This is a genomic window from Empedobacter tilapiae (assembly GCF_004785645.1).
Taxonomy (GTDB): domain Bacteria; phylum Bacteroidota; class Bacteroidia; order Flavobacteriales; family Weeksellaceae; genus Empedobacter; species Empedobacter tilapiae.
The window spans coordinates 153,328-175,358 of record NZ_SRPE01000002.1; the positions used below are offsets into that span (position 1 = coordinate 153,328).

Annotated in this window: 25 protein-coding genes and 1 pseudogene; 8 read left to right on the forward strand and 18 right to left on the reverse strand. The window is 31.2% G+C overall.

Annotated features, from left to right (window positions below; all coding sequences use genetic code 11):
- The first annotated feature begins 3 nt into the window (after positions 1 to 3).
- The 3 genes from hemC to hemE are packed head-to-tail and all read left to right on the forward strand — an operon-like array spanning position 4 to position 2,622.
- Positions 4 to 930 carry a hydroxymethylbilane synthase gene (gene hemC / locus E4J94_RS02750; protein WP_135834357.1) on the forward strand — a complete coding sequence of 309 codons (927 nt, stop codon included), beginning with the start codon at positions 4 to 6 and terminating at the stop codon, positions 928 to 930.
- Entirely contained in the window at positions 930 to 1,607 is a 678-nt protein-coding gene (locus tag E4J94_RS02755) for a uroporphyrinogen-III synthase (protein WP_168801815.1), read from the forward strand. Before hemC ends, E4J94_RS02755 begins: the two co-directional genes overlap by 1 nt.
- On the forward strand, positions 1,594 to 2,622 hold the full coding sequence (hemE, locus tag E4J94_RS02760) for a uroporphyrinogen decarboxylase (protein WP_135834359.1): 1,029 nt from the start codon (positions 1,594 to 1,596) through the stop codon (positions 2,620 to 2,622). Before E4J94_RS02755 ends, hemE begins: the two co-directional genes overlap by 14 nt.
- 43 nt (positions 2,623 to 2,665) lie before the next feature.
- Here hemE and E4J94_RS02765 read toward each other — a convergent pair whose 3' ends face one another.
- Positions 2,666 to 3,334, reverse strand: coding sequence for a hypothetical protein (locus E4J94_RS02765; protein WP_135834360.1), 669 nt, complete (start codon positions 3,332 to 3,334; stop codon positions 2,666 to 2,668).
- A gap of 61 nt (positions 3,335 to 3,395) precedes the next feature.
- Positions 3,396 to 3,914, reverse strand: a complete 519-nt coding sequence (locus E4J94_RS02770) for a hypothetical protein (protein ID WP_135834361.1) — start codon at positions 3,912 to 3,914, stop codon at positions 3,396 to 3,398.
- 151 nt (positions 3,915 to 4,065) lie between these two features.
- On the opposite strand from E4J94_RS02770, the gene E4J94_RS02775 reads away from it, so the two are divergent.
- Entirely contained in the window at positions 4,066 to 4,842 is a 777-nt protein-coding gene (locus E4J94_RS02775) for a superoxide dismutase (RefSeq protein WP_246034242.1), read from the forward strand.
- 70 nt (positions 4,843 to 4,912) lie between these two features.
- Here the strand turns inward: E4J94_RS02775 and E4J94_RS17895 are convergent, their stop codons facing one another.
- From E4J94_RS17895 to E4J94_RS02825, 10 genes are all read right to left on the reverse strand, one after another.
- Entirely contained in the window at positions 4,913 to 5,236 is a 324-nt protein-coding gene (locus E4J94_RS17895; RefSeq protein WP_135834362.1) for a T9SS type A sorting domain-containing protein, read from the reverse strand.
- A gap of 128 nt (positions 5,237 to 5,364) precedes the next feature.
- On the reverse strand, positions 5,365 to 6,189 hold the full coding sequence (tsf, locus tag E4J94_RS02785; RefSeq protein ID WP_135834363.1) for a translation elongation factor Ts: 825 nt from the start codon (positions 6,187 to 6,189) through the stop codon (positions 5,365 to 5,367).
- Positions 6,190 to 6,303: 114 nt separating this feature from the next.
- The gene (gene rpsB / locus E4J94_RS02790; protein WP_135834364.1) at positions 6,304 to 7,050 is read right to left on the reverse strand and encodes a 30S ribosomal protein S2; all 747 of its coding nucleotides are present in this window, start codon (positions 7,048 to 7,050) and stop codon (positions 6,304 to 6,306) included.
- 124 nt (positions 7,051 to 7,174) lie between these two features.
- Positions 7,175 to 7,561: a 30S ribosomal protein S9 gene (gene rpsI / locus E4J94_RS02795; protein ID WP_135834365.1), complete on the reverse strand. Its 387-nt coding sequence runs from the start codon at positions 7,559 to 7,561 to the stop codon at positions 7,175 to 7,177.
- A 9-nt stretch (positions 7,562 to 7,570) separates the two neighbouring features.
- Positions 7,571 to 8,026, reverse strand: coding sequence for a 50S ribosomal protein L13 (rplM, locus tag E4J94_RS02800; protein ID WP_019975767.1), 456 nt, complete (start codon positions 8,024 to 8,026; stop codon positions 7,571 to 7,573).
- A 352-nt stretch (positions 8,027 to 8,378) separates the two neighbouring features.
- The gene (locus E4J94_RS02805) at positions 8,379 to 9,239 is read right to left on the reverse strand and encodes a fumarylacetoacetate hydrolase family protein (protein ID WP_135834366.1); all 861 of its coding nucleotides are present in this window, start codon (positions 9,237 to 9,239) and stop codon (positions 8,379 to 8,381) included.
- A gap of 122 nt (positions 9,240 to 9,361) precedes the next feature.
- Positions 9,362 to 10,501, reverse strand: a complete 1,140-nt coding sequence (locus tag E4J94_RS02810) for an acyl-CoA dehydrogenase family protein (RefSeq protein ID WP_135834367.1) — start codon at positions 10,499 to 10,501, stop codon at positions 9,362 to 9,364.
- Positions 10,502 to 10,543: 42 nt separating this feature from the next.
- The gene (gene porT, locus E4J94_RS02815) at positions 10,544 to 11,332 is read right to left on the reverse strand and encodes a type IX secretion/gliding motility protein PorT/SprT (RefSeq protein WP_135834368.1); all 789 of its coding nucleotides are present in this window, start codon (positions 11,330 to 11,332) and stop codon (positions 10,544 to 10,546) included.
- A gap of 26 nt (positions 11,333 to 11,358) precedes the next feature.
- On the reverse strand, positions 11,359 to 12,099 hold the full coding sequence (ubiE, locus tag E4J94_RS02820) for a bifunctional demethylmenaquinone methyltransferase/2-methoxy-6-polyprenyl-1,4-benzoquinol methylase UbiE (RefSeq protein ID WP_135834369.1): 741 nt from the start codon (positions 12,097 to 12,099) through the stop codon (positions 11,359 to 11,361).
- 25 nt (positions 12,100 to 12,124) lie between these two features.
- Positions 12,125 to 12,688: a hypothetical protein gene (locus E4J94_RS02825; protein ID WP_135834370.1), complete on the reverse strand. Its 564-nt coding sequence runs from the start codon at positions 12,686 to 12,688 to the stop codon at positions 12,125 to 12,127.
- Between the two features lie 123 nt (positions 12,689 to 12,811).
- On the opposite strand from E4J94_RS02825, the gene E4J94_RS02830 reads away from it, so the two are divergent.
- A complete protein-coding gene (locus E4J94_RS02830; protein WP_135834371.1) occupies positions 12,812 to 13,885 on the forward strand; it encodes a 3-oxoacyl-ACP synthase III family protein in 1,074 nt (357 codons plus the stop codon).
- A gap of 14 nt (positions 13,886 to 13,899) precedes the next feature.
- Positions 13,900 to 14,964, forward strand: coding sequence for a chorismate synthase (gene aroC / locus E4J94_RS02835; protein ID WP_135834372.1), 1,065 nt, complete (start codon positions 13,900 to 13,902; stop codon positions 14,962 to 14,964).
- A gap of 48 nt (positions 14,965 to 15,012) precedes the next feature.
- On the opposite strand, the gene E4J94_RS02840 is transcribed toward aroC, so the two are convergent.
- Positions 15,013 to 15,693, reverse strand: coding sequence for a LytR/AlgR family response regulator transcription factor (locus E4J94_RS02840; RefSeq protein ID WP_135834373.1), 681 nt, complete (start codon positions 15,691 to 15,693; stop codon positions 15,013 to 15,015).
- Positions 15,680 to 16,747, reverse strand: coding sequence for a sensor histidine kinase (locus tag E4J94_RS02845; RefSeq protein WP_135834374.1), 1,068 nt, complete (start codon positions 16,745 to 16,747; stop codon positions 15,680 to 15,682). The genes E4J94_RS02840 and E4J94_RS02845 overlap by 14 nt, the downstream gene beginning before the upstream one ends.
- 142 nt (positions 16,748 to 16,889) lie before the next feature.
- Here E4J94_RS02845 and E4J94_RS02850 point away from each other — a divergent pair, with 142 nt between their 5' ends.
- Positions 16,890 to 17,714, forward strand: a complete 825-nt coding sequence (locus E4J94_RS02850) for a DUF5694 domain-containing protein (protein ID WP_135834375.1) — start codon at positions 16,890 to 16,892, stop codon at positions 17,712 to 17,714.
- Positions 17,715 to 17,925: 211 nt separating this feature from the next.
- On the opposite strand, the pseudogene rplI reads toward E4J94_RS02850, so the two are convergent.
- The 3 genes and pseudogenes from rplI to rpsF all read right to left on the reverse strand — a co-directional run.
- Positions 17,926 to 18,423: pseudogene (gene rplI, locus E4J94_RS02855) on the reverse strand (50S ribosomal protein L9); the annotation flags it as partial.
- Positions 18,424 to 18,444: 21 nt separating this feature from the next.
- Positions 18,445 to 18,747: a 30S ribosomal protein S18 gene (gene rpsR, locus E4J94_RS02860; RefSeq protein ID WP_135834377.1), complete on the reverse strand. Its 303-nt coding sequence runs from the start codon at positions 18,745 to 18,747 to the stop codon at positions 18,445 to 18,447.
- Between the two features lie 8 nt (positions 18,748 to 18,755).
- On the reverse strand, positions 18,756 to 19,103 hold the full coding sequence (rpsF, locus tag E4J94_RS02865; RefSeq protein WP_038334492.1) for a 30S ribosomal protein S6: 348 nt from the start codon (positions 19,101 to 19,103) through the stop codon (positions 18,756 to 18,758).
- Positions 19,104 to 19,442: 339 nt separating this feature from the next.
- On the opposite strand from rpsF, the gene E4J94_RS02870 reads away from it, so the two are divergent.
- A complete protein-coding gene (locus E4J94_RS02870; protein ID WP_135834378.1) occupies positions 19,443 to 20,747 on the forward strand; it encodes an aminopeptidase P family protein in 1,305 nt (434 codons plus the stop codon).
- Positions 20,748 to 20,812: 65 nt separating this feature from the next.
- Here E4J94_RS02870 and pncB read toward each other — a convergent pair whose 3' ends face one another.
- Positions 20,813 to 22,015 carry a nicotinate phosphoribosyltransferase gene (gene pncB / locus E4J94_RS02875; RefSeq protein WP_135834379.1) on the reverse strand — a complete coding sequence of 401 codons (1,203 nt, stop codon included), beginning with the start codon at positions 22,013 to 22,015 and terminating at the stop codon, positions 20,813 to 20,815.
- Positions 22,016 to 22,031: the final 16 nt, after the last annotated feature.

Genomic DNA, 22,031 nt, shown 5'->3' on the forward strand with positions numbered 1-22,031 from the left:
ATCATGAAAACAATAAAAATTGGTACACGTCAAAGTCCGTTAGCGCTTTGGCAAGCCAATAAAGTTGCTTCTATTCTTGAGGCAAAAGGTCATCCAACAGAAATCGTTCCGATTACTTCTGAAGGTGATGCAAATCTAAAACAACCGATTTATTCATTAGGTTTAACAGGTGTTTTTACGCGTTCATTGGACATTGCTTTGTTAAATGATCAAGTTGATATTGCGGTTCATTCGTTGAAAGATGTACCAACTGTTTTACCAGAAACATTAGAGTTGATTGCGTATCCAGAGCGTGCAAGTTCTGCGGATATTTTGGTTTACAAATCGGAAGATATTTTCGAGAAAGAACACCGAATTATTGCAACAGGATCTTTGCGTCGTAAAGCATTTTGGAATCATAAATATCCAAATGATACGATTGTAGATTTACGTGGAAATGTGCAATTACGTCTGAAAAAATTGCAAGATAATGCAGATTGGGACGGAGCTGTATTTGCTTTTGCAGGTTTGGATCGTTCAGAAATTTTGAATGAATTGGCTGAAAAAGGTCTTCATTATAAAGTTATTGATTGGATGATTGCTGCGCCATCACAAGGAATTTTGGGAATTGTTGCCAAAGAAGGTTTTGATTTGAGTGATATTAATAATCTGCAATGTGAACTTTTTGCAACAGTAGAACGTCAATTCTTGAATGTTTTAGAAGGAGGTTGTACAGCGCCAATTGGTGCATTAGTTGAGAAAATTGATGAAGAAAATTACTCGTTCAAAGGAGCAATTTTATCAATTGATGGACAGGAAATGATTTCAATCGAAAGACAATTCAAAGCAGATGAATATTTGACGAAAGGTCGCGAATTTGCTGAAGAATGTATTGCTCAAGGTGCTGCAAGAATGATTGAAGAAATTAAAAAAGAAATCGGAACGAAATAGTGCGAACAAGAGTTTTATTTACGAAGTTTATTTCTACTGAATTGCTTGAAAAAGAATTTGGAGATGATGTTGAGGTGGTTTGTAAACCAACTTTACATATAGAATTGACTTTGAAAAATGAAATTTCTGCACAGATTGATGAATTCGTTCATCAATTTATCGTGACGAGTCAAAATACAGTAAATGCCATTCAAGGATTGGAATTGAATGGTCATTTTTTTGTTGTTGGAAAAAAAACGGCAGAAAAACTAAAAGCGCAAAACAGAAAGGTTGTGTTGATTGAAGATTATGCAGAAGATTTAGCTCCGAAATTGATTTCAGGAAATTATTCTCCGAAATGGAACTTCTTATGCGGTTTATCGCGCCGAGATTTGTTGGTAAATGAATTGTCAAAAGCAAATCACGAAGTCAATCAAATTATTACATATCAATCAGAACAGGTTGTTTATCAATTAAATGAAACTTTTGATGTGTATGCTTTTTTTAGTCCGTTATCATTCAAAGCGTTTCATCAACAAAATAAAATATCGGAAAGTTCGCGTATTTTTACAATCGGAAATACAACAACTTCTGCGATACAAGAAGTTTATCCAAATCATGAAATTATAACTGCGCAAACACCATTGGTGGAAGTAGTTATCGAAAATATAAAAAAATACATCAATGATAAAAAATGATTTGCTTTTAAAAGCATTGAGAGGTGAGGAGGTAGAACGTCCGCCAGTGTGGATGATGCGTCAAGCAGGACGTTATTTACCAGAATTTATCGAATTGAGAGATAAATATGATTTCTTTACACGTTGTCAAACGCCAGAATTAGCGGCTGAAATTACAGTTCAACCAATTCGTCGTTTTCCGTTGGATGCAGCTATTATCTTTTCGGATATTTTGGTTGTACCACAAGCAATGGGAATGAATTTTGAGATGAAACCTGGTGTTGGTCCGTGGTTAGAGAATCCTATTCGTACGGCTGCAGATGTAGAAAAAGTTTATATTCCTGATGTTGAAGAAGAGTTAGGTTACGTGTACAAAGCGATGGATTTGACGAAAAAAGAATTGGATAATAATATTCCTTTGATTGGTTTCGCAGGTTCTCCTTGGACGTTGTTGTGTTATGCAGTAGAAGGACAAGGTTCTAAATCTTTTGATAAAGCGAAAGGTTTTTGTTTCCAAAATCCAGTTGCAGCGCATCAATTGTTAGAAAAAATCACTCAAACTACGATTCAATATTTGTTGAAAAAAGTGGAACACGGAGCAAATGTGATTCAGATTTTTGATTCTTGGGGAGGAATGTTATCGCCAAAAGATTATGATGAATTTTCTTGGAAATATATTGAGCAAATTGTAAACGAAGTTTCTAAAGTAGTTCCTGTAACAGTTTTTGCAAAAGGTTGTTGGTTCGCTTTAGAGAAAATGGCTGATTCTAAAGCTTCTGCTTTGGGTGTTGATTGGACAATTACGCCACAATTAGCGCGTGAGTTTACAGGTTTCAAAAAGACATTACAAGGTAACTTTGATCCTTCTCGTTTGTTATCGCCACCAGAAACTATTCAGCAAATGGTAAAAGAAATGATTGACGATTTTGGTCCATATAAATATATTGCCAATTTAGGTCACGGAATTTTACCAAATATTCCAGTTGAAAATGCACAAGCTTTTATAGAAGCTGTTGTAAATTATAAGAGAGATTAAGAAACTCGATATAACAAGAAAACCTTCCGTAATGGAAGGTTTTTTATTGAATATATAATTTAAATTTTACAATATTATTTAGATCTTTTGTATAAGAAGCGATCCAATAATAATTATTCTCTTTACTTAAAACTCTATATTGATATATTTCTCTTTTTCTACTAAATGATTTTTTCATTGAATTATTACTTTCTAAAAATTCTAGATTAAAATCATTATTTTTTATCCAATATAATTTTAGTTTAGAAAAAGATTCATCAATAAAATATTCAATCCAATTATTATCTTCAATTTTTACAATTGTTTTATTTCCTTCGTAATCAAAATAATATAATTCAGAAGCTGACTTTACTAAATTATAATCTTTGTCATTGATTGTTGATTTAGGCAAATTTTCTAAAGTAATCCAGTTTTCATTATTTTTTTCAGAGAATTTCTTTATTATATCAGTGTATTCTTTACAATTTTTTTGAAATCTATAAAAAATAGCTTCTTCTTCAGCTTGAATTTCATCTTTTGAAAAAACTTTAAAATATTTAATTAAACTAACATCTTGATTAACTAAATTAATTCTTTCTAAATCATTAAGATTTTTATTTTTGGAAAGGATATTACAAAGATTATGAATTAGTATATCTCTTTTTTCATCAATATTTTGTGAAAAAGAAATTGAACAAATTAAAAATAGAATGTAAGTTAGATAATATTTCATTTTTGGTTTTTATAATCAATAAAATATGAATCATTAAAATCTTTGAAATAAAATTAGTATTTCATTTAGTAAAATTTCTTGAGAGTTTATCGCTGAAAATGATTCCAATAAAAGAAAGTAGAATAATAATTGAACTCGAAATTAAATCAGTAGAAAGTACGTCCTGAAAAGAATCTTTCACGCCAAAATATTTTATTGTTGAATTGATAAAAATAGGTAATTGAAAAATCAATAAAATAATCGAAACGACTATTATCGAAATCTGTGCATATTTTTGAATAGTAATTGTAATATTTTCAATTTTTATATCTCCAAAATACTTTTCAATTCGAAGCAATTTGATTATAATTTCTGTTTTATAAATAAAAGTATAGTAAATCAAAAATAGTACAATGGATAGAATTACAAGCGTGATGTAAGGAAATAAAACAATATTTTGATTTTTTATTTCTTCTGGAAAAAATATATCAAAGTTCATTAGCAGGTTGATTTGTTCAGGAACAAATGTTATGAAAGTTTCGACAATAAAGAAAAAACCAATCAGTTTGATTATGATTGCAAATAGATTTTTAATCGTCATTTTATTTCGTGTTAATTATTATAAATGTAATAAATATATTCTCAACCTCCATTTTAACAGAAAATTAAAAGTTAAGAATTTTATATTCAATCAAAATCTATTATTTTAGTAGAAATATTCATAATATAAGTAAACTACATAAAAGAATAAGATGAAAAAGGGTATATTTTTGATGTCGGTTTTAGGTGTTCTTTTCTTTGTTCAATCATGCGAAACGAAGAAAGATAATACTGACTCAACAAAAGAAGAAGTGGTACAGAAAGATACAGTTCAGTCAACTGAATCTGTTGGAAATCCGACAGATGTTAAAGCTGACCCAGGAACTTTTCAAATCAAACCTTTGAAATATGGTTACGATGAGTTGAACCAATACATTGATGCAAAAACAATGGAAGTTCATTTCTCTAAACATTATTTAGGATATATCAACAAATTGAATACGGCGCTAAAAGATGCAAATATCAAATCGAATGATATTGTAGACATTTTGAAAAAAATGGATATGAATAATGGTGCTTTACGAAATAATGCAGGTGGATATTATAATCATATGTTATATTTCGATATTATGTCTCCAACACCTCAAAAAGAACCTACAGGAGAATTAAAAGCGAAAATTGACGCAACATTTGGTTCTACAGAAGAATTATTGAAACAATTGGATGAAGCTGGATCTAAACGTTTTGGTTCTGGTTGGGCTTGGTTGGTTGTAAAAGAAGATGGTTCTTTAGCTGTTACAAGTACAGCAAATCAAGATAATCCATTGATGCCAGGAGCGGAAATAGCAGGAATGCCTATTTTAGGAATTGATGTTTGGGAACATGCTTATTACTTAAAATATCAAAATAAACGTGATGATTATTTGAAAGCGTTTAACAATGTTTTAGATTGGAAACAAGTTGAAGATAATTACAAGAAAGCGAAATAGACTTTCAGTAACAACATAAAAAAAGCTTCTCAAATTTTTGAGAAGCTTTTTTTATGTATTTGAATAGTTATTAATTCTTAATCAACGATTGTGTTTCTGTTGTTCCATCTTCGTTAAAAATGCGAACAATGTATTTTCCTTTTTTTAGACTTTGTACGTTAAAGTTTGCTTTTTGACTACCGTCTAATTTTTTATTCATAACCTCATTTCCAATAATAGAGTAAATAGACACAGAGCTAGCTTTTGATGGATTATCAAATTTTATTGTGAACATAGAACTCGTAGGATTTGGGTAAATGCTAACAGAACTCTTATCCTGATCAAGTCGTGATTGAGCTGATGCGGATGTTATAGTGAATAAAAAAATTGTTATAAATAGTATAAAGTGTTTCATATGCTTGTAATCCTAACAAATATAAAAATAAATAATTATAAAACAAACATTTCAAAATATATACCAAATAAAAAAGTGATGCTAAATTTAGCATCACTTTAAGATATATAATAAAAATTATAAATGTATTATAAGCTGTAACGGATAAATCCAGTTACTTTCAAGTCAGCGTTAACAGCTTTAACGATATCTTGAACAGAAGTTTTTCCATCTTTGATTGACGCTTGGTGAACTAATGTATTCTCTTTGAAGAATTTTTGTAATTTACCTTGAGCGATGTTTTCAATCATGTTTTCTGGTTTACCTTCAGCAGCTAAAGTTTCTTTAGCGATAGCTAATTCAGTATCGATTACAGATTGAGCAACTTGAGTTTCATCTAAAGCTACTGGGTTCATAGCAGCAACTTGCATAGCAACGTCACGAGCAACCTCAGAAGCACCTTCTACGTTAGCAGATAAAGAAACTACAGCACCAATTTTGTTACCTGCGTGAATGTAAGAATTAACGATAGCACCTTCGATAACTTGGAAAGTACCTATTTCTATTTTCTCTCCAATAACACCTGTTTGCTCAGTTAATTTTTCACCAACTGTGATACCTGCAAATGGTAAAGCTAATAATTCTTCTTTAGAGTTAACTGTTAAAGCTAAATCAGCTATTTCATTAGCCATAGCAACGAAAGATTCGTTTTTAGCAACAAAGTCAGTCTCACAATTCAAAGCGATAACGATTCCTTTAGTTTGGTCAGCGTTAACTTTAGCGATAACTGCACCTTCAGTAGACTCACGATCTGCTCTTTTAGCAGCTACTTTTTGTCCTTGTTTGCGTAAAACTTCTACTGCTTTATCGAAATCTCCACCAGCTTCTTCTAAAGCTTTTTTAGAGTCCATCATTCCCGCACCAGTTGCGTTTCTTAATTTACTTACCTCAGCGGCTGTTGCTTTGTAGCTCATAGTAATATTTTTATTTTGTTTCTTAATATTTTAAATAAAAGTAGCTCATACACCACAAAGTGGTATAGGAGCTACAAGGTATATTATATCGATGAATTGATCATCAAGTTAATGTTAAGCTTCTTTTGTTTCAGCTCCTTCTTCTTTACCTTCTTTTGCTTTTTCTTTTTCTGCTTTACGTGTAGATAAACCAGTTTTGATAGAATCAGCTACTGTAGATAAGATGATATCAATAGATTTAGAAGCATCATCATTTGCAGGGATTGGGAAATCTACTTGACGAGGGTCAGTATTTGTATCAACCATTGCAAAGATTGGAATACCCAATTTTTGAGCTTCTGCTACAGCGATGTGCTCACGTACGATATCTACAATAAATACTGCAGATGGTAAACGTGTCATGTCAGCGATAGAACCTAAGTTTTTCTCTAAAGATAATCTTTGACGATCAACTTGTAATCTTTCTTTTTTAGATAGTGTTTCAAACGTACCGTCTTTTTTCATACGATCGATTGAATTCATTTTTTTAACTGCTTTACGGATAGTAACAAAGTTAGTTAACATCCCACCAGGCCAACGTTCTGTAATATAAGGCATGTTGATTTCTTCAGCATGCTTAGCTACAACATCTTTCGCTTGTTTTTTAGTTGCAACAAAAAGAACTTTACGTCCAGATGCAGCAATTTTTCCTAAAGCTTCAGATGCTTCATCTAATTTCACTGCAGTTTTGTGAAGGTCGATGATGTGGATTCCGTTTTTCTCCATAAAAATATAAGGAGCCATAGCCGGATTCCATTTTCTTGTTAAGTGACCAAAGTGCACACCAGCACCTAATAAGTCCTTTACATTTACTTTTGCCATTTTCTTTTTTTTAGTTTACGTTCCGTTATCTCAACAAGCAACAAACAAGTGGTCGAAAAAATCTAGCCTTATTTGTTTAGATGCTAAACCAACGGAAAATGGATTTTTTAATGAATTGAATAAATTAACGTTTAGAGAATTGGAATTTCTTACGCGCTTTCTTTTGACCGAATTTTTTACGTTCAACCATACGTGGGTCACGTGTTAATAACCCTTCTGGTTTTAATTGTAAACGAAAATCTGCGTCAACTTCACATAAAGCTCTAGAAATTGCTAAACGAATTGCTTCAGCTTGACCAGTGATTCCACCACCAAATACTTTGATATCTACATTGTATTTCTCTTTTGTACCAGTGATTAAAAATGGTTGTTCTACTTTGTATTGTAATACTGCCGTAGGGAAGTAGTTTGCTAACTCGCGCCCGTTAATGAAGATTTCTCCATTACCTTCTTGTAAGTATACACGAGCAACAGATGTTTTTCTACGTCCGATTTTATGAACTATTGCCATGGAATTAGATTATAAATATTCGTTAATATCGATTTGTTTTGGTTGTTGAGCTTCGTGATTGTGCTCAGTACCTACAAATACATGTAAATTAGTCAATAATTTACTACCTAATTTATTTTTAGGTAACATTCCTTTTACTGACTTTTCGATTAAGCGTACAGGATCTTTTGCAAATACTTCTTTTGCAGTTAAAGATCTTTGTCCACCTGGGTAACCTGTGTGACGAATGTATAATTTGTCATCCCATTTGTTACCTGTTAATTGAATTTTGTCAGCGTTTAAAACAATTACATAATCTCCACAATCTGCATGAGGAGTGAAGTTTGTTTTGTGCTTACCTCTGATAAGCTTCGCAACACCTGACGCTAAACGACCTAATGATAAGTCAGTAGCGTCCACAACTACCCATTCTTTCTGAGCAGTTTCTTTGTTGGCTGATGAAGTTTTGTAACTTAACGTGTCCACTATCTTGATTTTTAATATTTTATAAATTACCGACAATCCGATCGGGGTGCAAATGTACAAAATGATTCTGTTTTCCCAAAAGATTTTAGGAATTATTCGTCATTTTGATGGACTTGTACCATTTAGACGGTTGTCAAAACGTTCGCAAAATTACGTTAATTAATTGAATATCCAATATTTTTTTCGAATTAGACTTTCTATTTAATCGATTAATTGTTTAAAATGATTAACTGATTGCATGAAAAAGAATTCTTTTTATCGTTTAATCAATTAAGTATGATGTTAAACAGAATTTAAAAACGAGCAATTCAAATTTTGAATTGCTCGTTTTATTATAATAAGATATCTTATTTTAATCTCTTGAGAAAGGTAAAATAGTTTGAGTTGTAGAACCTAAACCTTCAATTCCATACTCGATAACATCTCCCGGTTTTAACCAAACTTGAGGTGTTTTTCCCATTCCTGATCCTGCTGGAGAACCTGTAGAAATAATGTCTCCAGGTAAGAAAGACATGAATTGAGATAGGTAAGAGATTAATTTAGGAATGCGGTAAATAAAATCACTTGTATTACCATCTTGCATTAATTCTCCGTTTAATTTCAACCAAACACGTAAATTATTTACATCTTCGATTTCGTCTTTCGTAGCAATAAAAGGTCCAACAGGTGCAAAAGTGTCACATCCTTTTCCTTTGTCCCAAGTACCTCCGCGTTCAGTTTGGAAAGCTCGCTCAGAAATATCATTAATCAACGCATAGCCATAAACGTGGTTCATTGCCTCTTCTTCTGTAACATTATTTGCTTTTTCCCCAATAATGATACAAAGTTCTGTTTCCCAGTCCATTTTTGTAGAACCATTCGGTTGCATAATACCGTCTTCTGGTCCATTAAAAGATTGATTTGCTTTGATAAACATAATCGGTTCTGCTTGTTGTTGCAAACCTGTTTCTTTTACATGATCGTCAAAATTAAGACCTACACAAACAATTTTTCCAGGACGCGTTAAAGGTGTACCAATACGTACATCATCTTGCACTAAAGGTAAACTGTTAATGTTAAGCTCGATATATTTTTGTAAAGTTTCTTGTTTTTCTGCATTTCCAAAAAAATCATCATCATAAACAATTCCAGATGCTGAAACATCAAATTTTTTCTCATCGATAATGATACCTGATTTTTCTTGACCTTTTGGTCCGAATCTAAAAATTTTCATTTTCTCTATATTTTTTCCGCAGCAAAGATACAACGATTAGAATTTTCTAGATTAAATAAAAAAAAGACATCTGTCAGTAACAGATGTCTCGAGTAAATAAATATCTATATATTTATTTAAAATTATTTAGCAATTCCTCTTGAAATTACAATTTTTTGAATTTCTGATGTTCCTTCGTAAATCTGAGTGATTTTAGCATCACGCATCATACGTTCTACATGGTATTCACGAACATAGCCATTTCCTCCGTGAATTTGAACAGCTTCTGAAGCAACTTCGTTAGCTGTTTTAGAAGCAAATAATTTTGCCATTGCACCAGAAAGAGAAATATCTTTTCCTTCGTCTTTTTCAACAGCAGCTTTGAAACATAACATACGAGCAGCTGTAATATTAGTTGCCATGTCTGCTAATTTGAATGCTACAGCTTGATGATTGATAATTTCTGTTTTGAATGCTTTGCGAATTTTTGCATAATCTAACGCTAATTCGTAAGCACCTTGTGCAATTCCTAAAGCTTGAGAAGCAATACCAATACGTCCTCCGTTTAAAACATTCATTGCGAAAGCGAATCCAAATCCATCTTCACCAATGCGGTTTTCTTTTGGAACTTTTACATCATTAAAGAATAATGAGTGTGTATCAGAACCGCGAATTCCCATTTTTTGTTCTTTTGGACCAATTTCAAAACCTTCCCATCCTTTTTCAACAATAAAAGCATTAATTCCTTTATGTCCTTTTTCAGGATTAGTTTGAGCAATTACCAAATAAGTAGAAGCTGTGCTTCCATTGGTAATCCAGTTTTTTGTACCATTTAATAAATAGTAATCTCCCATGTCTACTGCAGTAGTTTTTTGAGATGTTGCATCTGAACCTGCATCTGGTTCAGATAAACAAAAAGCTCCAATTACTTGACCTGAAGCTAATGGTACTAAATATTTTTGTTTTTGATCTTCGTTACAATATTTTTCCATACCAGCACAAACCAAAGAGTTGTTAACTGACATGACAACAGCAGCAGAAGCATCAACTTTTGCGATTTCTTCCATTGCAATTACGTAAGAAACACTATCTAAACCTGATCCTCCGTATTTTGGGTCAACCATCATACCTAAAAATCCAAGTTCCCCCATTTTTTTTACTGCATCAGTTGGGAAAGTAGATGTTTCGTCGCGTTCGATAACTCCTGGTAATAACTCAGCTTTAGCGAAGTCGCGAGCAGCTTCTTGAATCATTAATTGTTCTTCCGATAATTGAAAATTCATGTGATTATTTATTTATGGTTTTTATTATTTTATGATTATGCTTTATTCGAATTTTAGAGAAAAAACAAAAGCTCTGGTTGATAATGAATTCAAACTTCCTGTCCAGTATTTTTGTGAAGCTTCTTTATCAGGAACTATTTCATTATTAAAGAAGAACATTCCTTTTAGAGCTGGTGTTAGTTTAAATCGTTTGAAATAAATTTCTATACCAATTTCTGCCTGCCAGTTAAAGTTATTTGTTGTTGTTCTGAAAACTCCGGTTTCGTTGTCATCCTCTTTGTTTTCGTTCGATTGTAAATTCATCAAATATCCTAATCCTCCTTGTATGTATGGACGTGTGTTAAACCAACGATTTCCATGAAAATTAAGTAACAAAGGAATTTCTACGTAAGTAGATTTCACTTCACGTGTAACTTTAGAAGCATCTGTAGATGTTTCGCCTGTAGTAGGATCTATATAGTTGTTGAAATTTAAAATACGTTGAGTAAAATGTAGACCAGGCTCAGATTTAAGATCTATATAATCATTTATACGCATTTTGGCTATTAAACCAACAGAGAAACCAGCTTTACTTTCTTGATCCAAATAAACTAAACCATGTTCATTTACACCATCATCATCTGGAGTTTGTGGTGTACTTGGTAACGGATTGTTTTGAGCTTTAGGAACAATCTTGTAACTCATCATATTAGTACCCAAGAAATATCCGAAACTAAATTTCTTCTGATCCGTTTCTGTTCTATTTTCACTACGATCTGAATTCGGGCGAAATTGTGCATTTGTAATACTTGCAACAGTTAACGAAAATGCGATGATTAGATTTTTTCTCATAGACTTTCAACGAATAACGAGCAATTTTATTTTATACTTTTATAAATGCTTGCGATACCAAAAGTAAGTTTTTTATCAATAGGTTGCGAGAAATTTACACTTTTCAAGATATTTTTCATTTCTTCTCCATGAGGAAAAGCACGAACTGAGTCTGGTAAGTATGTATAGGCACTTTGATCTTTAGAAACTAATTTTCCTATTGCAGGTAAAATGTTTTTAGAATAAAAGGTGTATAGTTGTTTCATAGGGAAAGCTGTAGGGTATGAAAATTCTAAGATAACGAAAGTTCCTCCAGGTCTTAAAACGCGATTGATTTCTGCTAAACCTTTTTCTAAGTTTTCAAAATTACGAACACCAAAAGAAACGGTAATGCAATCAAAAGTATTATCAGGAAACGGTAAGTTTTCTGAATCACCTTGTACCATTTCGATACGATTTTCTAATCCAGCTTCTCTTACTTTTTTACGACCAACTTCTAACATTCCGTTAGATAAATCTAATCCAGTAATTTTTGCATTGGTGTTTTTTCCCATCATAATAGCTAAATCTCCTGTTCCTGTTGCGATATCTAAAATCGTCTGAGGATTAGAAGCTTTTACCATTTTGATAACATCTTTTCGCCATTGAATGTCGATTCCCATTGATAAAACACGATTTAATAAATCGTATTTAGGAGAAATATTATCGAACATTTGTTCGACTTGTTTCTTTTTATTTAGATCTGATGCTTCGTAAGGAGTTACAGCATCGTGTTGATGATTTGCCATTTTGTAAAGTTATAAAATCTAAATTTTATTCGTAATTCTCGAAATAAAATTGTTTAAAATCTTCTTTGTTAAATATTTTAGATAAATCGGTAGCTTTCTCGCTTCCACTACTTTTAATAAACATTTTAGGATAATCTTGATCAATATTATAATAGAAGTTTTCAATATATAAATGAGAAGATTTTTCAATAATTCCATGATAAACTTTATTGTCTATCGCAATGTTATTTGATAAGAATAAAGAATCTTTATTTTTTCTAATACCATAAGGACGAGTGAAAGTATAATACTCTTGGCGAGTAGGATTTATAAATCCATTCGCTCTTGTAATATCTACAACTGTATCTACGTTCTTATTATTGAATGAATAAACTATATGAGTCTTACCTTTTTTTAAATCTATACGCGCATTTTGTTGTGGAGCAATTGTAAAATCTTTATCGTTAATTTTAATTATCAAGGTTTTGTTTGATGGATTATCAATAACATAACCATCTTTTTTGCTTAAAAATACGTTGTAGATAAGGATGATTAAAGCTGCTAAACCACAGACAATTAATAGACCAACTAATGATGGATTCTTTTTCATGCTGCTAAATTAAATATACTTTATTAATTTCGGTATGAGTTATTACATATTTTTAACTACTATTTTAATGAAATGTGTAACTTTGCCGGTATTATTTTTTTATTAAAATTGAACAATATTAATATGATAAACTCTGTAATTACAGGTTCTGGACATTATCTGCCTAATAAAATTGTTACAAATGAAGATTTTTTAAACTGCGAATTTTTTGACGATAATGGTAATCGTTTAGATAAGAGTGGCGAAGAAATCACACGTAAATTTGAGGAGATTACAGAAATCAGAGAGAGAAGATATGTGGAAGATAATTTATTAAATTCTGATATCGCAACTGAAGCTGCTAAAATAGCAATCGAAAAAGCAGGAATTGATCCTGAAGAATTAGATTATGTAATTTGTGCACACAATTTTGGAGATATTGATCCAGTTGCTCGCCAAATTGATATTATGCCTTCAATGTCAGCTAAAGTAAAAAATAAATTAGGAATTAAAAACCTGAAATGTAAACCTTATGATATGACATTTGGTTGTCCAGGTTGGATAGAATCTTTGATTTTAGCACATCAATTTATTCAAGCTAAAATTGCAAAAAAAATCTTAGTTGTTGGCTCAGATACATTATCTCGTGCGGTAGATCCTCATGATCGTACAGCTATGATTTTTGCTGATGGAGCAGGGGCGGTAGTTTTAGAAGCAAAAGAAGCAGATTATCAATACGGAATTATCAATCATGCAACATTATCTTATAATGGTGATGAGATGAGCTATTTGGTAAATGGGAAATCATTGAATCCTGATTATATTGGTTCAATTAAAAATATCAATATGAAAGGTCGTAAAGTATATGAATTTGTATTGAAAAATGTTCCACCAGCAATCAAAGAGTTGTTAGATGATTCTGATTTAACAATTACAGATATTAATAAAATTTTATTGCATCAAGCAAATGCTAAAATGGATCATGCAATGATTGAACGTTTATATAAACTATATGGAATAGAGATCCCAGAAAATGTAGATCCAATGACAGTTCAATTTCTAGGAAATACATCTGTAGCAACGGTTCCTACAATGTTCAATTTAATTAAAGAAAATAATTTGGCCCCACATCAATTTCATGCGAACGACAAAATTATTATGGCTTCTGTTGGAGCAAGCATGAATATTAATGCGGTTATTTACCAATTTGAAAAATAATAAAAAACACATACATTATTGTGAATACATTCGGAAGATTATTTAAAATTTCAACTTTTGGCGAAAGTCATGGTGTAGCGATTGGAGGTGTAATTGATGGAGTTCCAAGTGGAATTGAATTAGATTTCGATTGGATACAAGTACAATTAGATCGTCGTAAACCAGGGCAATCTGCAATTGTTACCCAACGAAAAGAACCAGATACAGTACAATTTCTTTCAGGAATTTTTGAAGGAAAAACAACAGGTGCTTCAATAGGGTTTATTATTCCGAATGATAATCAAAAATCGCACGATTACGATCATATTAAAGGTGTTTTTCGTCCTTCACATGCCGATTTTACATATGAAACTAAATATGGTGTTCGCGATCATAGGGGTGGAGGAAGAACTTCTGCGCGCGAAACGGCTAATTGGGTTGTTGGTGGCGCTGTTGCAAAACATGTGATTCCAAATATCAATATTACAGCTTATGTAAGCGGAGTAGGTGAGTTGAAGTTGGATAATGATTATTCTACATTAGATTTTTCTAAAATTGAAGATACGGCAGTGCGTTGCCCAGATTTAGAAATGGCAGAAAAAATGATTGATCGTATCAAAGAAATTCGCAAAGAAGGCGATACAATTGGAGGTGAAGTAACTTGTGTTATTCAGAATGTGCCAGTTGGTTTAGGTGAACCAATTTTTGATAAATTGCACGCACGTTTGGGGCAAGCAATGATGTCGATAAATGCGGTGAAAGGTTTTGAATATGGCGAAGGTTTTGCTTCAACATCAATGAAAGGATCGGAAATGAATGATCAATTTAACCAAGATGGAACAACAAAAACCAATTATTCTGGAGGAATACAAGGTGGAGTTTCGAATGGAATGGATATTTATTTCAAAGTTGCTTTCAAACCAGTTGCTACATTAATGCAAGAACAAACTACATTGAATGCAGATGGAGAAATGGTAGAAATGCATGGAAAAGGTCGTCATGATCCTTGTGTCGTTCCAAGAGCCGTTCCTATTGTAGAAAGTTTAGCTGCGATGGTTCTGGCTGATATGTTACTGATACAACGAACAAGAAATATATAAATAAAAAAACTCTAACTTTTAAAGTTAGAGTTTTTTTATTTAACGCATTTAACCAAAATCTTTCATTTCTTTTCTATAAGTTTCTCCAATTGGTAAAATTTTCTGATTGAGATAAACAGAATTTCCATCAATTGAAGTTAAAAAATCAAGGTTGATGATATACGAACGATGAATTCTTTTGAAATGATTTGGTAATTTTTCTTCAAAAGATTTCATAGTTTCTAACACTAATACCTTTTCGGTTTTGGTATGAATTCGGATATAATCTTTCAAGCCTTCAATATAAATTAAGTCCGAAAAATTAATTTTTATTTGTTTTCCATCTGCTTTTACAAATAAATAAGTTGATTGATTTTTAGTTGATGTCGTTTGAAAAAAATCAAAATACTTTTTTACTGACGAATCAAAACGTTCTTTCGTAATAGGTTTTAATAAATAATCAACAACATGAAAATTAAAGCTTTCTAAAGCATAATCTTGATAAGCTGTTGTAACAATAAATTTCTGAGAATGATCAAGAATTTTCATTAATTGAATTCCAGTTAATTCGGGCATTTGAATGTCTGTAAAAATAAGATCAACTTTATTATTTTTGAGAAAATCAATTGCTTCAAAAACTTCAGTTGTTGAAAGTGAAACAATTAAATTTTCATTTTCAGAAGCGTGTTTTTTTAATAACTCAACTGCCAAAGGCTCATCGTCCAAAATAATACAATTAATTTTCGTCATTTAATGGGATTTTTAAGTAAATATGAAACGTTTCATAATCGTTTTTAATTTTGAAAGTATAATTATTTCCGAAATAATGATCCAATCTTTTTTTCAAATTTGTCAATCCAATTCCTGGAGTTTCATCTTTTTGATGTTGGTTAATTTTATTTTCAACTGATATTTCAAGAAATTCAGAATTGGTAGCTAAATTGATTTTAATTGGATGACTTTTGTCTTTTACAATACCATGTTTTAAAGCATTTTCTATAAAAGGAGAAATGATGTATGGATGAATTAATTTTTTAGAATTATCTATCAAAAATTCTTTTTTGACATAAAATTTTTCTCCATAACGAATCTGTTCTAAATCTAAATATTGATTGATGTAATCAATTTCTCGTTCGATTTCAATTTTATCTTTATTGGTTTCGTAAGTTGTAAAACGCATGATTGCACTCAAGTTTTCGATGGCTTTCAGCGAATCAGAAGAATTTACACTAACCAAACTATAAATGTTATTTAAGGTATTAAACAAAAAATGAGGATTTATTTGAGATTTTAAAAAATTAATTTCAGCTTCTTTTTTCTCTTTTTCAATGATGTTATTTTGTTTTAATGTATTGATTGAATGCAAGGTCATCCATAAAAAAAGTGATGAAAAAACGATAAAAGAACCATAATGTAAATTATCATAGATGTAAAAACTTATTGTTGTTCCTTCAAAATAGTTGACTTTATGGAATAAAAAATCTGTAATGATTTGCTCAATAAGATATCGAATAACAATAAATGTTGTAAAGGAACATACTATAGATGATAATATTGATTTCCAATTGATGTTTTTTAGAAAGTAAGGAGCAATAAAAAAGTAGATAATAAAAATTGTAATTAGCTGGACAATGTACATTGTTGATGAGAATAATGTAATTGCTTCAAAAAAAGAATTTCCATTAGCTAGATTAATTAATCCGATTGTTGTATAATCAAACAGAATGTAAATAACCCAGAAACCTAAAAGTATAAATACGCTTTTTTGATTTGAGAAACTTAAATTTTTTTTATCATCTTCCATTTTTTTTGTTTTTTGTAAAATTAGACTCTTTTCTACATAAAAGAGATGTGATTCGTCGATAAATCAATTGGGTTAGTCGATAAATTAGAAGTATGTTTTTCGAAATGTTTGAGATTTGAATCAGAATTAAAAATTAACTCAAATGAAAAACTTATTTATTGCAATTGCTACATTTATTGGTACTATGAATTTATCTGCTCAAACAAAATATCACTTTCAAACAAAATTTGATGATGCTGTTGCAGTACTTAATATGGGGACTTTTCACATGGGATACACACCAGATGCCAATACAACAGAATTTGATGAAAATAATAATGATAATGTTAGGCAAATACATGAGATAGCAAAGCAGATTGCAGCATTCAAACCTACAATTATTTTGGTAGAGCAAAATCCTTCTAGAAATAAAATGTTGAATCAAATTTATCAAGAGTATCTTTTAAATCCAAAAATGAGTTTCGAAAACCCAACGGAAGTACAATTGTTAGCTTACGAAGTTGGACGACTAAGTGGAACTAAGAAAATTTATGGGATTAATCACCAAGAAGATTATATGTACATGATTGGTGATTTATTGAAAGAACAAGATGATTCGGTGTCAATTAATAGATATATGGAATTGTTTAGAGCTAATGAGTTGAAAAATGGAATGAAGAAAAAAGATTTAAAAATAAAAGAAATGCTACAATTTTATAATCATCCTGATTTTTTAGATTCTTCTATTGGGATGAATGCAGATATGTTAACAACAGTTTCGTTTAGGAAATATCCAGTTGGTGCAGAACAAGCAGCAAAATATTACCATAGAAATTTAGCAATGTTCTCAAATATGAACAATGTGCCAATAACAAAAGACGATCGTATTTTTGTATTAATGGGAGCTACACATACTGCATTCTTTAAAGATTTTTTAAGACGATCTCCAAAGTTTAAAGAAGTAAATACATTAGATTACTTAAAATAAAACATATAAAAAAAACCTCGCAATTTGCGAGGTTTTTTTATATATAGTTGAATAATAATTATTCTTCTGTAGATGGAGTTTCTTCTGTAGCAACTTCTTCAGATACTTCCTCTTTTTTCGCTTTCTTGTCGTTAGCGTAAATTGGGTTATCAAAGTTGAAGAAAGAACCTTCTTCTTTATTAGCATTAGCAGCTTTTTGAGCATCTAATTTAGCTAATTCTGCTCTAGTTTTGGCAGCTTCTTCAGCAGCTTTAATAGATGCAGCATCTGGTACAATTTCAAATCCGAAATCTACTTCAACCTCTCTGTGGAAACGAACTTTAGCTTCGTATTTTCCTAAGCGTTTGATAGTGTTTCCAGGGATTTTGATATTTTTCTTTTCGATTTCAACACCAGCTTTTACTAAAGCTTCTGCTAAATCTGCATTGTTAATAGATCCAAATAATTTGTCTCCAGAACCAACTTTAGCGTCGATTTTAACAACTAAACCATCTAATTTAGCAGCTTTTTCTTTTGCTGCTGCGATTAATGTAGCTTCTTCTGCTTTACGAGCATCTAAAACTTCATTTAATTCTTGTACATTTTTTGGAGTTGCAACTGATGCTAATCCACGAGGGATTAAGAAGTTACGTGCGTATCCAGGTTTTACTGAAACAACTTCAAATTCAAAACCTAAACCTTCTACATCTTGTCTTAAAATTACGTTCATGATATTTTAATATTTAGGTTATTATTTTAATTGATCACCAATAAATGGCATTAATGCTAAGTGACGAGCTCTTTTAATCGCTTTAGAAACTTTTCTTTGGTATTTTAAAGATGTTCCTGTATAACGACGAGGTAAAATCTTACCTTGCTCATTCACGAATTGTAATAAGAAATCAGCGTCTTTATAGTCAACGTATTTGATTCCAAATTTTTTGAAACGACAATATTTTTTATTTGATTGTGTTTCGATATCTAAGGGAGATAAATAACGGATTTCTGATTCGCTACCTCCTGCTGCTTTTTTTGCTAAATCGTCAATTGCCATAGCTTTGCTTATTTGTTAGAGTTAGACTTTAATTTTGTTCTACGTTTTTCTGCCCAGTCCATACCGTGTTTGTCTAATTTCACAGTTAAGAAACGGATTACACGCTCATCACGTTTGTAAGCAACTTCTAATTGAGAAACTAACTCGTTATTGTCTGATTTAAATTCTACTAAGTGGTAGAATCCATTTCTTTTGTTTTGAATTGGATAAGCTAATTTTTTTAAGCCCCAGTTCTCTTTTGCTACGATTTCACCACCGTTAGCAGTAACAAAGTCATTGAATTTATTAACTGCTTCCTCTACCTGAGAATCAGATAGAACGGGAGTCAAAATGAAAACAGTTTCGTAATGTGTCATTTTTAACTTCTTTTTAAGTTATTATTTATACTAAAATTCGAGGTGCAAATATATGGATAATAATTTAGATTACACAAATGAATAATTATTGAATTTTTATTACAACGTTAATTGTTGAATATTATAACTTTATCATTTTTATATTAAAAAAGAGTAGACTTTTTTTAAAAAAAATTTGCAGTTTAAAAAAAGTAACTTACATTTGTCAACATAAAAGGCTAATGGCTTTTTCATAGGTTTAGGTTGGTTAAGGTTAAAACCCTCGTTTCTGCGAGGGTTTTCCTTTTTTTTCTAAAAACATCTTCTTAAATTTGGTCATAATATTTAATGTAAAATTTTATGACAACAAAATACAAACCTATTCCAAGTGAGTTATTCATAAAGAATAGAGCTAAATTTGTAAAAGCAATGAAACCTCGTTCTCTTGCTATTTTCAATTCTAATGATATTTATCCAATTTCTTCAGATTCTACGTTACCATTTGCACAACATCGAGATATTTTTTATTTATCAGGTGTAGATCAAGAAGAGTCTGTTTTATTAATTTTCCCAGATGCTTACGATCCAAAATATAAAGAAGTGTTATTTGTCCGTGAAACAAATGATCATATTGCTGTTTGGGAAGGAGAGAAACTATCGAAAGCTCAAGGAACTGAAGTTTCAGGAATTAAAACAGTTCTTTGGTTGCAAGATTTGCCAAATGTTTTGCGTAAATTGATGGTTGAAACAGAGAATGTTTATGTAAACAAAAACGAACATTATCGTGTTACAGAAGCTCCACAAGTTGAGACGCGTGAAGATCGTTTTGTGAAACAATTAAAGAAAGATTATCCTGGGCATACATATTTACGTTCAAATCCTATTTTGCAACGTATTCGTTCTGTTAAAGAACCTGAAGAAATTCAATTGATTCAACATGCATGTGATATTACGGAAAAAGGTTTTCGTCGTATTTTAAATTTCGTTAAACCTGGAGTTTGGGAATATGAAATAGAAGCAGAGTTTGTGCATGAGTTTCTTCGTAATCGTTCAAAAGGTTTTGCTTATACACCAATTATTGCGTCTGGTAATAATGCGAATGTATTACATTACATTCAAAATAATCAAGAATGTAAAGATGGGGATTTAATTTTGTTTGATGTAGCAGCAGAATATGCGAATTATTCGTCTGATATGTCGCGTACAATTCCTGTTAATGGAAAATATACGAAGCGTCAGCGAGAAGTATATGACGCTATTTTACGTTGCAAAAAAGAAGCTGAAACAATGCTGATTTCTGGAAATAATTGGTACAAGTATCATGAAGAGTTAGGAAAAGTTTATACATCTGAATTATTAGGTTTAGGTTTATTGGATAAAGCTGATGTACAAAATGAAGATCCAGCTTGGCCGGCTTATAAAAAATACATGATGCACGGAACATCACATCATATGGGATTAGATACTCATGATTATGGTTTATTAACAGATGATTTTGTTGCTGGAATGGTTTTTACGAATGAACCAGGATTTTATATTCCTGCTGAAGGATTCGGAATTCGTTTAGAAGATGATTATGTAATTCAAAAAGAAGGAAAACCTTTTAATTTGATGCAAAATATTCCATTAGAAGCAGAAGAAATCGAAGATTTAATGAATAAATAATCTTTTTAGATTGTTAATTATAAAAAAAAGGGTCTCAAAATTGAGATCCTTTTTTTTATAAGATTTTAATCATTTTCTGGAGCATCATGTGCAGGAATGTCATCTAAATCCAACATTTCTTTTGCAAGAGCAATCATACGAGGAGTTCCAGTGTGTTTATTTTTTTCATCAGATAATTTTACAACACCAGTCCATTTAATATCTATTGAAGAAATTTCAGTTAATTTCATTACAATATTCATTGGACGAAGATTTGTATCATTTGTTAAATCTGTTCCGATTCCAAAAGATAAACCAATTCGTCCTTTAAATGCTTTTGTAATCATTTCTACTTTTTCTGAATTTAATCCATCTGAGAAAATAATTGTTTTGAATAATGGGTTGATACCCATTTTCTCGTAGTGCGCAATTGTTTTTTCTCCAAATTCAATTGGGTCTCCAGAATCGTGACGAACTCCATCAAATAGTTTTGATAATTTTTTGTCAAATTGTCCGAAGAAAACATCTGAAGTGTATGTGTCTGTTAAAGCAATTCCTAAATCACCGTAATAAACTTTTACCCAACGATCTAAACTAATAGAGTTTGCAATTTTAAAGCCATATCGTGCTCCATGAAACATGAACCATTCGTGGGCATGTGTTCCGATTGGCTTTACACCATATTTATGTGCAAAATGAACATTTGAAGTTCCTACAAAACTTTTTCCTTTATGATTTGTCAATTCTTTTACAACAATATCTTGTACTTCATAACTGTGTCGACGACGCGTCCCAAATTCAGCAACTGTAACACCAAGACAGTTATATAAATCTACTTTATCACTAGTACGTTTAGTTATTTCATTGTTTGGAATACGTTCAGCATTGGTTAATTTATAAAAAACTTCGCTTATTAAACAAAGAATAGGAACTTCCCATAAAATTGTACGATACCAATATCCTTCTACATGAACTTCTACATCAGTACCATTTTGGGTGATTTTTACTTCAGCAGGATCGTAACGATAACCTTGTAAAAAGTCTAAATAAGCTGGACTAAGATAAGGGCAATTTATTGTAAAGAAGTCTTTTTCATCTTTAGTAAGGGCAAGAGAAGCCATTGCATTGATTTCCTTTTGTAATTCTGCTGCAAAACCTTGAGGGAATTCATGTTGACCGCGGTTAATAAATTTATAACGAGCTTTTACATCTGGATATAATTTAGTAACGCCAAATTGCATTGTAAATTTATAAAAATCGTTATCGATAATAGATTTTATTATACTCATGTTTTAGGTTTTATTC